Origin of the sequence: uncultured Ruegeria sp. (assembly GCF_947500045.1) — a bacterium.
GTDB lineage: Bacteria > Pseudomonadota > Alphaproteobacteria > Rhodobacterales > Rhodobacteraceae > Ruegeria.
The window spans coordinates 149,992-162,573 of record NZ_CANMQQ010000006.1 but is presented as its reverse complement, the minus strand read 5'-3'; the positions used below and the strand labels follow the sequence as shown (position 1 = coordinate 162,573).

At 57.2% G+C, this 12,582-nt stretch carries 12 protein-coding genes; 7 read left to right on the top strand and 5 right to left on the bottom strand.

Annotation, left to right across the window (positions count from 1 at the left end):
- Window positions 1-38: 38 nt before the first annotated feature.
- The 4 genes from Q1B46_RS12215 to Q1B46_RS12200 all read left to right on the top strand — a co-directional run bounded on the left by Q1B46_RS12215 (window position 39) and on the right by Q1B46_RS12200 (window position 6,193).
- The gene (locus Q1B46_RS12215; protein ID WP_299948314.1) at window positions 39-1,367 is read left to right on the top strand and encodes an amidase family protein; all 1,329 of its coding nucleotides are present in this window, start codon (window positions 39-41) and stop codon (window positions 1,365-1,367) included.
- Between the two features lie 108 nt (window positions 1,368-1,475).
- Window positions 1,476-2,657, top strand: a complete 1,182-nt coding sequence (locus tag Q1B46_RS12210) for an aminotransferase class I/II-fold pyridoxal phosphate-dependent enzyme (protein WP_299948312.1) — start codon at window positions 1,476-1,478, stop codon at window positions 2,655-2,657.
- 14 nt (window positions 2,658-2,671) lie between these two features.
- A complete protein-coding gene (locus tag Q1B46_RS12205; protein WP_299948310.1) occupies window positions 2,672-5,557 on the top strand; it encodes a DNA translocase FtsK in 2,886 nt (961 codons plus the stop codon).
- Window positions 5,558-5,596: 39 nt separating this feature from the next.
- Window positions 5,597-6,193, top strand: coding sequence for an outer membrane lipoprotein carrier protein LolA (locus Q1B46_RS12200; protein ID WP_299948305.1), 597 nt, complete (start codon window positions 5,597-5,599; stop codon window positions 6,191-6,193).
- Between the two features lie 10 nt (window positions 6,194-6,203).
- Here the strand turns inward: Q1B46_RS12200 and Q1B46_RS12195 are convergent, their stop codons facing one another.
- Complete coding sequence (locus Q1B46_RS12195; protein ID WP_299664293.1) at window positions 6,204-6,782, bottom strand: lytic transglycosylase; 579 nt, start codon at window positions 6,780-6,782, stop codon at window positions 6,204-6,206.
- A 59-nt stretch (window positions 6,783-6,841) separates the two neighbouring features.
- On the bottom strand, window positions 6,842-7,723 hold the full coding sequence (locus Q1B46_RS12190; RefSeq protein ID WP_299948302.1) for an AEC family transporter: 882 nt from the start codon (window positions 7,721-7,723) through the stop codon (window positions 6,842-6,844).
- 80 nt (window positions 7,724-7,803) lie between these two features.
- Here Q1B46_RS12190 and hspQ point away from each other — a divergent pair, with 80 nt between their 5' ends.
- Window positions 7,804-8,130: a heat shock protein HspQ gene (gene hspQ, locus Q1B46_RS12185; protein WP_299664454.1), complete on the top strand. Its 327-nt coding sequence runs from the start codon at window positions 7,804-7,806 to the stop codon at window positions 8,128-8,130.
- Between the two features lie 24 nt (window positions 8,131-8,154).
- On the opposite strand, the gene Q1B46_RS12180 is transcribed toward hspQ, so the two are convergent.
- The 3 genes from Q1B46_RS12180 to Q1B46_RS12170 form a co-directional block, all read right to left on the bottom strand.
- Window positions 8,155-9,732, bottom strand: coding sequence for a gamma-glutamyltransferase family protein (locus Q1B46_RS12180; RefSeq protein WP_299948300.1), 1,578 nt, complete (start codon window positions 9,730-9,732; stop codon window positions 8,155-8,157).
- Between the two features lie 213 nt (window positions 9,733-9,945).
- Window positions 9,946-10,446, bottom strand: coding sequence for an ATP-binding protein (locus Q1B46_RS12175; RefSeq protein WP_299948298.1), 501 nt, complete (start codon window positions 10,444-10,446; stop codon window positions 9,946-9,948).
- The gene (locus Q1B46_RS12170; protein WP_299948296.1) at window positions 10,418-10,756 is read right to left on the bottom strand and encodes an STAS domain-containing protein; all 339 of its coding nucleotides are present in this window, start codon (window positions 10,754-10,756) and stop codon (window positions 10,418-10,420) included. Before Q1B46_RS12170 ends, Q1B46_RS12175 begins: the two co-directional genes overlap by 29 nt.
- 101 nt (window positions 10,757-10,857) lie before the next feature.
- On the opposite strand from Q1B46_RS12170, the gene Q1B46_RS12165 reads away from it, so the two are divergent.
- Together Q1B46_RS12165 and Q1B46_RS12160 are read left to right on the top strand one after the other, a co-directional pair.
- Window positions 10,858-12,030 (top strand): acetyl-CoA C-acyltransferase, encoded by a 1,173-nt coding sequence (locus Q1B46_RS12165; protein WP_299948294.1) that lies wholly within the window; start codon window positions 10,858-10,860, stop codon window positions 12,028-12,030.
- Window positions 12,031-12,124: 94 nt separating this feature from the next.
- Entirely contained in the window at window positions 12,125-12,577 is a 453-nt protein-coding gene (locus Q1B46_RS12160) for a GAF domain-containing protein (RefSeq protein WP_299948292.1), read from the top strand.
- The last annotated feature ends 5 nt before the right edge of the window (window positions 12,578-12,582 follow it).

Sequence of the window (12,582 nt, the reverse complement as noted above, 5' to 3'; positions counted from 1 at the left end):
GCTACCGTCCGCACAAAGAGATACTCGGGAGGGATGGGATGCAAGACTGGCTGACCATGACGGCATGTGATTTGGGCCGTGGAATCGGAATGGGGCAGATCGATCCGGTTGAGCTGACCGAAACCTATCTGAACGCGATTGATGCCCACCCACACCGCGATCGCATCTATGCCCGTGTCACTCATGATCGCGCCCGCGCCGAAGCCCGCGCCGCGCAAGAACGCGCCAAACTTGGCCTGCGTCGGTCGTTGCTGGATGGGGTTCCGATCAGCTGGAAAGACCTGTTTGACACAGCGGGTGTTGGAACCGAGGCCGGTTCGGCCCTGCTGAAAGGTCGCGTACCCGAGGCGGATGCACAGGTCTTGCGAAATGCCACCGCCATGGGGACGGTCTGTCTGGGCAAAACTCATATGAGCGAACTGGCCTTCTCGGGGCTGGGTCTCAACCCGGTTACTGCCACACCGCCCTGTGTGAATGACGAAGACGCGGTGCCGGGCGGCTCATCCTCGGGGGCGGGGGCCTCGGTCGCTTGGGGGTTGGCAGCCGCTGGTATTGGTTCGGATACGGGTGGCTCTGTGCGGATACCTTCGGCCTGGAACGATCTGGTTGGGCTGAAAACAACGGCGGGGCGCATCAGTCTTGAAGGCATTGTGCCGCTTTGCCTGAAATTTGATACGGTTGGACCTCTGGCCCGGTCTGTCGAGGACGCCGCGCATATGCTTGCCGCGCTCGAAGGCAATATTCCGGCTGACCTGCGCGGAGCCTCCTTGAAAGGTCGCCGTTTTGCGGACCTGCAGAACGTGGCCAAGGATGATCTGCGCGAAGCACCGGCCAAAGCCTATGACGAAGCGCTATTACGTCTGAAAGAGGCCGGGGCCGATATCGTCCCGCTTGAGGTGCCCGAGCTGAACGATGCCATGAGCCTTTCGGGTGTGCTTTATACGGCCGAAGCCTATGGACTTTGGCGCGACGTGATCGAGGCGAACCCCGAGGCGATGTATCCCGAAATTCTGGAACGGTTCCGTATGGGCAAGGCGTATTCCGGCCCCGATTATGTGGCTGCTTGGTCAACGCTGACCGCCTGTCGTCAGGCCTGGGACGCGGCAACCGCGGGGTTTGACGCCGTACTCGCACCGACGGCGCCGATCTTGCCGCCAAATCTGGATCGGTTGATGAATGATCATGACTATTATGTCACCGAGAATCTGTTGGCCTTACGTAATACGCGGATTGGCAATCTGATGGGGTTGGCGGCGTTGACCCTACCCACGGGAACACCCGGTTGCGGGTTGATGATGCTGGGCTATCCGGGGTCGGAAGAGGCGTTGCTGCGGCTGGGTTCAGCGGCGGAAACCGCATTGACCTGAATGCCACAATCCCCTGATTCGGAACCTCTTTGTCTGGACGGCGGGCAGCCTGATCTGTAATCTGCCAAAAAACGGGGCAAAAAATGACCCCGATGTTGAGGCAGTATTATGAATTTCCCCGAGCGGTTTTCGAACCTACCGGAATATGCATTCCCGCGTCTGCGCGCCCTGTTGGATCATCATCAGCCGGGTGGCGATATAGTTCATATGACCATTGGCGAGCCCAAGCACGATTTTCCGGCGTGGGTGACCGATGTAATCATGGAAAACGCCGCCGGATTTCGAAGCTACCCCCCCAATGAAGGTTCGCCTGCGTTGCGTACGGCGATCACCGATTGGGTCAACCGCCGCTATGGCGTCTCGATGGACGCAGATGCCAACGTAATGGCCCTGAATGGCACCCGAGAGGGGCTGTATAACGCCGCCATGGCACTGTGTCCCGAGCAGAAGAACGGACAGCAGCCGATCATCCTGTGTCCGAATCCGTTTTATCAGGTCTATATGGTCGCTTCGATCTCGGTTGGTGCGCAGCCGTATTTTGTACCCGCGACCGCAGCAACGGGCCATTTGCCGGACTATGCAGGCCTGCCCGAAGAAGTGCTGAACCGCACGGCTGTGGCTTATATCTGTTCACCGGCAAACCCTCAGGGCGCGGTAGCGTCGCGTGAATACTGGGCTGAGCTGATCCAATTGGCCGAGAAATACGATTTCCGCATCTTTGCAGATGAATGCTACTCTGAGATTTACCGCGACGCAGCCCCGGTTGGTGCACTGACCGTTGCGCAGGAACTGGGTGCTGATCCCGAGCGGGTCACGCTGTTCAACTCTCTGTCCAAGCGCTCAAATCTGGCCGGGTTGCGGTCAGGGCTGATCGCGGGTGGGCCTGAAACGATCAAACGGGTCAAGCTGTTGCGCAGCTACGCGGGGGCGCCACTTCCCGCCCCGTTGCAGGCTGCTGCAGCAAAGGTCTGGGCAGACGAGGCGCATGTGCAGGAAAATCGTGCGCTGTATCAGGAAAAATACGCCATCGCGGACGAGGTATTTGCAGGCCTGCAGGGCTATATGCCACCCGAGGCGGGCTTTTTCCTGTGGCTGCCGGTCGAGAACGGTGAAGAAACAGCATTGAAGCTTTGGCAAGAGACCGGTGTTCGGGTTCTGCCGGGCGCATACCTTTCTCAAGGTGATCCGGGACAAAACCCGGGCGAGCAATTTATTCGGGTCGCCATGGTGGCCCCAAAAACAGAGATGAAGCGCGGGCTGATCAAGCTCCGCGACTGCATCTATTCGTGAGGTACGAGGGCAAAATGGCATCTTATAACGCGCGCAACCGCGACCCGCTGTTAGACAGCACTACGCAGGCCGCCATCGAACGGCGAAGCAAAGAGCTTATCGGGATTGCCCTGATTTTGCTGGGCTTGGCCGCCGCTGCAATGATCTGGTCGTATTCGCCGGAGGATCCAAACTGGATGGTTTCGACCGACGCGCCGGTGCAGAACTGGATGGGGCGTGTGGGGGCCTCGATCGCTGCGCCGCTGTTCATGATTGTGGGCTGGGGCAGCCTGGGCATTGCTCTTGTGTTGACGACATGGGGCGTGCGGTTTGCGGGCCATTTGGGCGAAGATCGTGCTATTGCCCGTCTGATTTTTGCACCGATCTGGATCGCCGTTCTGGCGGTCTACGCCGCAACGCTGGTGCCGGGGGCCGAATGGCGTGCGACGCATAGCTATGGGCTGGGTGGTCTGTTTGGCGACACCGTGATTGGTGCATTGCTGACGCTGCTACCGATCTCTTCGCATTTTCTGGTCAAGCTGATGTCGCTGGCCATGGCGGTCGGGATGCTGGCGATGGGTGTATTTGTGCTGGGCTTTACCAAAGCGGACGTGCGCACAGGATTTCGCGCCTTCCTGCTGGGTCTTGTTATGGCCTATGACCTGTTGATGAACGCGTTGGGCCGGGGGGCCTCTGCCACGGCGCGGGCTGCGCGGGACCGGAAGGCACAATGGGCTGAACACCGTGCCGAACGCGCCATGCCCGTGCAGGCAGAGTTTGAGGATGATCTCGCCTATGCCGATCCGATTTTCGAAGAGCCCGAGTTGGAGGAGCCAGTGCAGAAAATGGGTCTTCTGGCGCGGATGCCCTCGCTGATCCGTCGTCCCGATCCGATGCCTGAGCCAGAGCTGGTCGATCCTGTCGCGGTCGAAGGTTACTATGACATGCCCAAAGAGGACCGTATCCGGTCCAAAATCTCTGCCGCCGTGCGCAGTCGTAAGGTAGCAGCTGGCGAGTTGACGCCCGAACCTGATCCAAACCTGCCATTGACCAAAGGGCGGGGCAGGGGTCCCGATCCGCTGATACTGGAATCGGGCGCGATTGATGACTTGCCGCCCGAGCCCCCGGTAACGTCGGCGGGTCTTCCTCCCGAACCCCAATTGACAGCAGGTTCGAACGCTTCGTTGCTGGCGCAGCCCGATTATATCCCTGAGCCGGACTATGATGACGACGCGGTGTTCGAGAACGCAGCCGAGCCTGCGCCACAACAGTTACAGGGGGTCAAGATTCCGGTTGCTGAGCCGCGCAAGCCCGTGGTGGCCCAGCCGGTTCGCCGCACACCTCCGCCGTCGCGCAGGGCGCAGGCCGAGGCACAACCGACGCTTTCGTTCGAAGAACAGCATTCCGATTTTGAACTGCCGCCGTTGAGCCTGTTGTCTAACCCGGCCAGCATTCAGCGCCATCATCTGAGTGATGAGGCGTTGGAAGAAAATGCCCGGATGCTCGAAAACGTGTTGGATGATTACGGCGTAAAGGGTGAGATCGTCAGCGTTCGCCCCGGTCCCGTCGTCACCATGTACGAACTCGAACCCGCTCCGGGTCTTAAGGCCAGCCGAGTTATTGGTCTGGCAGACGATATCGCAAGGTCTATGTCAGCGCTTTCTGCGCGTGTTTCGACCTTGCCGGGACGTTCGGTGATCGGCATCGAGCTGCCCAACGAAAACCGCGAGATGGTGGTGCTGCGAGAAATCCTTTCCAGCCGAGATTTCGGCGACGGCAATCAGGCGCTGCCGCTTGCATTGGGCAAGGATATCGGTGGTGAATCCGTGGTGGCCAACCTGGCAAAGATGCCTCACCTGCTGATCGCGGGGACCACCGGTTCCGGTAAGTCGGTGGCAATCAACACGATGATTCTGTCGTTGCTGTATAAGCTGACGCCAGATGAATGCCGCCTGATCATGATCGACCCCAAGATGCTGGAACTGTCTGTTTATGATGGCATCCCGCATCTGTTGTCTCCGGTTGTGACCGACCCGAAAAAGGCGGTTGTGGCCTTGAAATGGGTCGTGGGCGAGATGGAGGACCGTTATCGCAAGATGTCCAAAATGGGTGTGCGAAACATCGCGGGTTACAATGGTCGCGTGAAGGATGCGCTGGCCAAGGGCGAGCTGTTCAGCCGTACGGTCCAAACCGGGTTTGATGATGAAACCGGTGAACCGATGTTCGAGACCGAGGAATTCGCGCCCGAAGCGATGCCCTATATCGTCGTTATCGTCGATGAGATGGCCGACCTGATGATGGTCGCCGGTAAAGAGATCGAGGCCTGCATTCAGCGTCTGGCACAAATGGCACGGGCCTCGGGGATTCACCTGATCATGGCGACGCAGCGCCCTTCGGTCGATGTGATCACCGGCACAATCAAGGCGAACTTCCCAACCCGGATTTCGTTCCAGGTAACTTCGAAAGTCGACAGCCGAACCATTCTTGGCGAAATGGGTGCCGAGCAACTGCTGGGGCAGGGCGATATGCTCTATATGGCAGGCGGCGCCAAGATCACCCGTTGCCACGGGCCCTTTGTCTCGGACGAAGAGGTCGAAGAAATCGTCAACCACCTGAAACAGTTCGGCCCGCCAGCTTATGTAGGTACCGTTCTGGAAGGCCCAGCCGAGGACAAGGCCGACAATATCGATGCGGTTTTGGGTTTGAACACAGGTGGCAACACCAATGGTGAAGACGCGCTCTATGATCAGGCGGTGGCGATTGTGATCAAGGATCGCAAATGCTCGACATCCTACATTCAGCGGAAACTTGCCATTGGCTACAACAAGGCTGCGCGACTTGTTGAGCAGATGGAGGACGAAGGCGTTGTTTCCGGGGCAAATCATGTGGGCAAACGTGAAATCCTCGTTCCTGAGCAGTAGGATATTTAATAACAAGGGCAAAGCGCTTATCTGGGTCTCATGAAACAGATTGCTTTTGCCCTTGCTCTGACACTGGCTGCGCCCGCCGCTTGGGCCGCGGATAAGTTGCCACTGTCGCAGATCTCCAACTATCTGAACCAGTTGAAGACGGTTCAGACCACGTTCACGCAGGTGAATGATGATGGTTCGCTAAGTACCGGGAAGTTGTGGTTGCAGCGCCCAGGTAAGATGCGGTTTGAATATGATCCGCCTAACAACGCCGTGGTTCTGGCGCGGGCAGGGACGGTTCAGATTTTCGATCCCAAATCAAACCAGCCGCCCGAGCAGTACCCGCTAAAGCGAACACCGCTTTCACTGGTCCTGGCCCGTAACGTCAATCTTGGACAGGCCAACATGGTCGTCGGACATGATTTTGATGGCACCGCTACGGTTGTTACGGCGCAGGACCCGAAGAACCCGGAAAGCGGGCGGATCGAGCTGATGTTCACCTCTGAACCGGTAGAGCTGCGCAAATGGGTGATACACGACAATGCGGGCGGTCAGACAACCGTACTGCTAGGGCCACTGACCGAGGGTGGTAACCTCGATTCAAGCGTGTTTTCCAGTAGAACCAGAATCGGGTCAGGCGATCGCTGACCCGACAGGCTTAGCGGCAATTGGCCAGCTGCGCCTGATATAGCTGCGCGCGGGCGTCGACATCACTGGCGACGTTCAGCAACCATGATTTGCTGTTATAGCTGCCGCGCGCAAAACCCGTGTGACCTTCGTGATAGGCCAGATACTGGTTGCGCGTGTCGCTGGGATGGATGCCGTTCCGCTCGTAGCTTTTGTTCATGTACCAGCCGATAAAATCCGAGGCATCGCGGATGCGATCCCGCTTGGCGCGGCGTTTGCCGGTTTCGCGCTGATATTGCTCCCACGTGCCATCGAGTGCCTGACCATAACCATAGGCACTGCTTTGACGACCCATCGGAATGACGCCCAGCACGTATTTGTGCGGTGTACGCGCGTCGTGCCGATATCGGCTTTCCTGATAAATCGTGGCCATCTGAACGTGCACGGGGACGCCCCATTTGCGCTCGGTGCTTTTGAAGGCTTTGATATAATCGGGTTTTTCGCGCGCAATGCTGCACGCGTCATTCAGTCTGCTCGGCGGCTGTTTCGACCCACCGCCACAGGATGCCAAAAGCAGCACCCCGAAGAGTACGAAAAGAATTCTGCTCATGTGCCTCGTGCCTTTTTCTTTATTCTAGCGCAGATTGAGCTTTTAGGAAATCACAATCGCTACAGAATAATAGCAAGAATTATCGGTATTGCGGCGACAGACAATATGGTTGAGACCATGACCATGCCCGCAACAGCGTCGGAATCGGCATCAAACCGTTCTGCCAGCAGGTATGACGTCACAGCGACCGGGGTGCAGATTTGCAAAACCAATACTCCGGTTGCCACTGCTCCCAACCCGAAACCGACGGCAAGAATCCAGCCGAGTCCAAAGCAAAAGGCGAGTTTCAATATGGAAAGCCATATCGCCTGTCGCAGCTTCTGTGTTGTCAGCCGTGCGATTGCTACGCCTAATGTGATCAGCATCATCGGAATTGCCATTTGACCCAGCAATTCCAGCGTGTTGGTCAGAAACACAGGTGTTTCCCACCCGCGCCAAAGGAACAAAGCCCCCAGCAACGTGGCCCAGACCATGGGTTCCCGCAGTACCTTGCCAAAGGCACCACGCCCGGCGACCAGATAGATGCCATAAGTGAACGAGAACAGGGCGGTCACTGCCAGAAAAATCACCGCATAGCCCAATCCGGTCTGACCAAAGGCGAATATGCACAACGGCAGACCCAGATTGCCTGTATTGCCAAAAATGAGCGGCGCAAGATAGGTGCGCTGCTCCATCCCGGTGAGGCGTACGAAGGTCCAAAATACGGCAGCAAGTGCGACATGAGCGGCGATTGCAGCAAGGGTGAACCGAGTCAGATCGCCTCCTGAAATGTTGGTTTGCATCAGTGCGACGAAGATCAGGCTGGGCACGGCAAGCGTCACCGCAAGGCGCGTGACAAATTGCAACCGATACTCAAACCCAAGCTTTACCCATGCAAATCCGATCCCCGCCAGAAGGAACACAGGGGCCACGATTTCAAACACTGTCAGTATTAGGTGCACAGACTGTTTCCCCGAATTTCCACTCAATGATTGGCTTTTCCGCCCGAAAAGAGGTAGTAACCTCTTTGGGGGCCGAAACAATGTTAAAGACACAAGCCAAGTACCGCCTGGGACAGGTGGTTCGACATAAAAGACACCCTTTTCGAGGGGTGATTTTTGATGTCGATCCGGAATTTTCGAATTCTGAAGAATGGTATGAAGCAATTCCCGAAGATAGCCGCCCTCTGAAAGATCAACCGTTCTATCACCTGCTGGCTGAGAACGACCAATCCTTCTATGTGGCTTATGTTTCAGAACAAAATCTAATCGAGGACCAATCGGGTGAGCCCGTTGATCACCCCGACATCCCCAATATGTTCGGCCCGTTTCAGGACGGATCTTACCCGCTACATTTTCAGTTTAACTGATTTACGTAACTCTATCGCAAGATTTTAGTATCCAAGGGCACAGCCGTCCTTGCGCGGGTCACTTGCCCCTATCAAGACGCCTGTTTTGCAGATTCGAATGGCTTGCGCCCCCCCAAGGGGTGTTTCCGGAATCTCAATGATGTGCCCCATATCGGATAATTGTTGTTTGATTGGGTCGGAATAGCCGCGCTCCAGTTTTAAGACACCGCCATCCGCAAACGCGCGCGGGATGTCCATGGCCTGCTGCAGCTCCATCCCGAAATCCGTCATGTTGGATACAAACCGGGCATGGCCGGTCGGTTGATAGGCACCACCCATGACGCCAAAGGGCATCGCAATCCGGCCATTGTCACGCAACAGACCGGGAATGATGGTGTGCATCGGACGCTTTCCGCCTGCCAGCTCATTCGGATGGCCAGGTTCGAGATTAAAGCCAGCCCCTCGGTTCTGCAGCAATATTCCGAACTTCTCTGAAGCAATGCCCGAGCCGAAACCATGGTAGATTGAGTAGATCAGCGAAACGGCCATGCGGTCCCGGTCAACCACGGTGATGTAGACGGTATCTTTGTGAACGGATTCGGTCAGCGGGGCCGCGGTGGGCATGGCACACTGTGGATCGATAAGCGCAGCCAGATTTGCTGCGGTCTCTGGCGCAAGGAAATGCGCCATGCGGGTACTGTGGTTGGGGTCGGCTATGAAGCGGTTGCGCGCGTCATAAGCCAGTTTGCTGGCCTCGGCCTCGATATGCGCACGCTCGGCGCCCAACGGATCAAGTGCGGCCAGATCGAAATGCTTTAGAATATTCAACAATAGGATCGCAGTTGCGCCCTGACCGTTTGGGGGGTGTTCGAACAATTCGACACCACCGTAATCCCCGCTGACGGGTAATGTCTCATCGCTTTGTACCGCCTGGAAATCAGGTGCCGTATGCACGCCTCCGAGATTGGACAAAGCCGCAAGCATGTCTTCGGCAATCTCGCCGGTATAAAACGCCTCATGCCCGTGCTGTGCCACGCGGCGCAGAACCTCTGCTTGGGCTGGTGCGCGAAATACTTGACCAGTTTGCGGAGGCTTACCATCGATCAGATAGTGATCACGCGCAGCGCCTTGCAGCGTAGCGGCGCCGTTTTTCCAATCAAACGCCACGCGCGGAGAAACCGGTACGCCGACCTCAGCGTAATGTATCGCTGGTTGCAAAATCGCGTCCAGCCCCAGCCGTCCTTCGGTTTGTGCCAGACGGCAAAACGCTTCCACCGCGCCAGGGACAGTCACAGAATCGGGGCTGGTCAGGGGAATGGCACTAAGCCCGCGTTCGCGCAATTCTTGCGCATTGGCAGCTGCTGGGGCACGACCTGAACCATTCAGCGCGCGCACCCTGTTTTCGCCAGCGCGATTATACAGAACGAAGCAATCGCCGCCTAATCCGGTCATCTGCGGCTCGCAAATCCCTAGAAGAACCGCTCCTGCGATGGCGGCATCCATCGCATTGCCGCCGCGTTGCAAAATGTCCAACGCCACTTTGGCGGCCAATGGATGAGACGTTGCGCACATCCCTTCGGTCGCAAAAACTTCCGAGCGGCCAGCCTTGTGAAAATCGCGCATGAGTCTTTCCTTCTGCAAACATGCAGAGACTAAGCCGCGGCGGGAAATTGTCCATTGATATCCGGGGGGAGGAGATCCTCGGCGCCGTTCACTGGGTGGGGGCTGTGACGTTAGGCGCCGAGGGAAGCTATCTGAGCTACCCCTTGGTTATGATGTTTGTTTGCGGCGCGACAATGGTTCGATCTGGGCGTTATTGTGGCCATTTGGTGCCTGTCAGGGCATCTCATCAAAGTCGAATCGTAGGCAAAGCAGATTGCCACCGCCCCTGCGTTCGTACTGTATGTCACTGGTAAGCTGGTGAATTAGGTGCCATCCAAAGCCACCCTCGGGAAGATCCTGCAGGGCTGTATCGACAGATGCCAATAGGCCGCTCGGCACACGCAATCCCGGCATGGGGCTGCCGGTATCCGAGATCTGAATCACCAGTTTTTTCTCGCAGAGAGAACAGTCAATCTGAATGTCGGCGGGGGCGGTTCCCGCATAGGCGTGCTCAACCACGTTGTTGATCGCTTCAGCCAGTGCAATTTTGACATCGTCTGCTTTGCTCTCTGGCAAGCCGTGTGCAGCCAACCGTGCGCTTAGTGTCGCTATCCCGACACTGGCTTGGGCCTGTGTTGCGGGAAAACTCACGTCCAGGCAGTCATGTTTGCAATTGGAACCCACGCCAATCCACTCCTGCCGGTGTTTAGTCTGCGCCTGCGCCAATCGCTTCATCCAGCGATGCGAATAACCTGAATACGGTGTCCATACGCGTCAGGCGGAATACCTTTTCGACAATCGGGCGCAGCCCGGCCAGATCCAGCCTGCGCCCGTCTTCCAATTGTTTCATCGCAGCGACAATGGCCCCCAAACCGCTTGAGTCGATGAACTCAACAGTCGACAAATCCAGTACGACCCGTTTCGCATCGGTTCGAGTTTCTGCGCGCATGTCTTCTTTGAATTGAATCGCCAACGCGGCATCAATTCGGTCGCAATGAACGGATATGATCTGTGTTTCGCCGGTCATGTCGCTGCTAAGCCCCATGTTCAACCGCCCTTCGCATAGCAATTTGATCGTAGAAATACGCTAGACGGTAATTCTTACCATTCGGTATCCATGGACACGAAAGCAGAGGGAGATTCCGAATGACCGAGGTTGTGATAGCAGGGGCCGCGCGTACGCCGATGGGCGGCTTTCAGGGAATGTTCGACGGCGTCTCCGCTGCCGATTTGGGTGGGGCTGCAATCCGCGCAGCGCTGGAAGGTGCGGGTACTGAGACTGTTGATGAGGTGCTGATGGGCTGCGTCCTGCCAGCAGGTCAGGGCCAGGCCCCTGCGCGGCAGGCTGGATTTGCGGCCGGTTTGGCAGACGACGTGCCCGCCACAACGCTGAACAAAATGTGCGGTTCTGGCATGAAGGCCGCAATGATTGCGTTTGATCAGATCGCGCTGGGTCATGCCCAGACTATGGTCGCCGGTGGTATGGAGAGCATGACCAATGCGCCCTACCTGCTGCCCAAAATGCGCGGCGGCGCCCGGATCGGTCACGGGCAGGTGGTTGACCATATGTTTCTGGACGGGCTCGAGGACGCCTATGACAAAGGCCGTCTCATGGGAACCTTCGCCGAAGATTGTGCGGAAGCCTACCAGTTCACGCGTGAGGCTCAGGACGAATACGCGCTGCGATCCCTTTCAAATGCCCTGTCCGCGCAAGAAAATAGCGCCTTTGATCAAGAAATTGCCCCGATCACGATTCAGTCTCGTAAGGGCGAGGTCGTTTTAGGCGCAGATGAGCAGCCGAAATCGGCACGGCCCGATAAGATACCCACACTGAAACCAGCCTTTCGTAAGGACGGTACGGTCACAGCGGCCAATTCGTCCTCGATCTCGGATGGGGCCGCCGCGTTGGTCCTTGCATCAGCGGAAGCCGCCCAAGCGTTGAACCTGACCGTGCGCGCGCGAATTCTCGGTCATGCTAGCCACGCGCAGGCGCCCGGACTGTTCACAACTGCCCCTGTTCCGGCCGCACAGAAACTGTTGGAGCGTATCGGCTGGAAGAAAGAAGATGTCGATCTGTGGGAGGTGAACGAAGCCTTTGCAGTTGTGCCTATGGCTTTCATGCATGAAATGGGTTTGTCCCGCGACATCGTGAACGTAAATGGCGGGGCCTGCGCCCTCGGCCATCCGATCGGCGCCTCTGGTGCCCGCATCATGGTCACACTGTTGAACGCGCTGGAAAAACGAAACCTCAAGCGTGGTGTCGCAGCAATCTGCATCGGCGGTGGAGAAGGTACGGCCATCGCGATAGAACGCATTTGACGCCTTATCTTTTTGCAAATACTCCGAGGGTGAATTGAACCACAGGTTCAAGAGGGGCAGCGCCCCTGACCCACCGAATGCAAGGTCAATCATCATGACAGCCGATTACGACACACTTGCCAAAACCATCGCTGCCCTGACCGAAGGCGAAACGGATGAGGTTGCGCTGATGGCCACGGTTGCGTGCGAAGTGCATCATTCCGATGACCGTTTCGATTGGACAGGGTTTTACCGCGTGACCGAACCCGAAGTATTGAAAATCGGGCCCTATCAGGGTGGGCATGGCTGCCTCATGATTCCGTTTGAACGGGGGGTGTGCGGCGCGGCTGCCCGGACGGGGCAAGTGCAGCTGATTCCAGATGTCGAGGCGTTCCCCGGCCATATCGCCTGTGCGTCGTCCACCCGCTCTGAACTGGTTTTGCCGGTACGCAACGCACGCGGAGACGTTATCGCGGTTTTTGACATCGACAGCGATCAGCCTGATGCGTTTACCAAGGATGATGCAACCGCGCTGGGCTTCATCCTCACGGATGTATTTGCGAACTAAAGGTC

Excerpts from the sequence above, each read along its gene's own strand:
- Q1B46_RS12160 (WP_299948292.1), top strand. The coding sequence starts at position 12,125 with ATGACAGCCGATTACGACACACTTGCCAAAACCATCGCTGCCCTGACC.
- Q1B46_RS12205 (WP_299948310.1), top strand. The coding sequence starts at position 2,672 with ATGGCATCTTATAACGCGCGCAACCGCGACCCGCTGTTAGACAGCACT.
- Q1B46_RS12200 (WP_299948305.1), top strand. The coding sequence starts at position 5,597 with ATGAAACAGATTGCTTTTGCCCTTGCTCTGACACTGGCTGCGCCCGCC.
- Q1B46_RS12215 (WP_299948314.1), top strand. The coding sequence starts at position 39 with ATGCAAGACTGGCTGACCATGACGGCATGTGATTTGGGCCGTGGAATC.
- Q1B46_RS12175 (WP_299948298.1), bottom strand. The coding sequence starts at position 10,446 with ATGAAGCGATTGGCGCAGGCGCAGACTAAACACCGGCAGGAGTGGATT.
- Q1B46_RS12195 (WP_299664293.1), bottom strand. The coding sequence starts at position 6,782 with ATGAGCAGAATTCTTTTCGTACTCTTCGGGGTGCTGCTTTTGGCATCC.
- Q1B46_RS12170 (WP_299948296.1), bottom strand. The coding sequence starts at position 10,756 with ATGGGGCTTAGCAGCGACATGACCGGCGAAACACAGATCATATCCGTT.
- Q1B46_RS12210 (WP_299948312.1), top strand. The coding sequence starts at position 1,476 with ATGAATTTCCCCGAGCGGTTTTCGAACCTACCGGAATATGCATTCCCG.
- Q1B46_RS12165 (WP_299948294.1), top strand. The coding sequence starts at position 10,858 with ATGACCGAGGTTGTGATAGCAGGGGCCGCGCGTACGCCGATGGGCGGC.
- hspQ (WP_299664454.1), top strand. The coding sequence starts at position 7,804 with ATGTTAAAGACACAAGCCAAGTACCGCCTGGGACAGGTGGTTCGACAT.
- Q1B46_RS12180 (WP_299948300.1), bottom strand. The coding sequence starts at position 9,732 with ATGCGCGATTTTCACAAGGCTGGCCGCTCGGAAGTTTTTGCGACCGAA.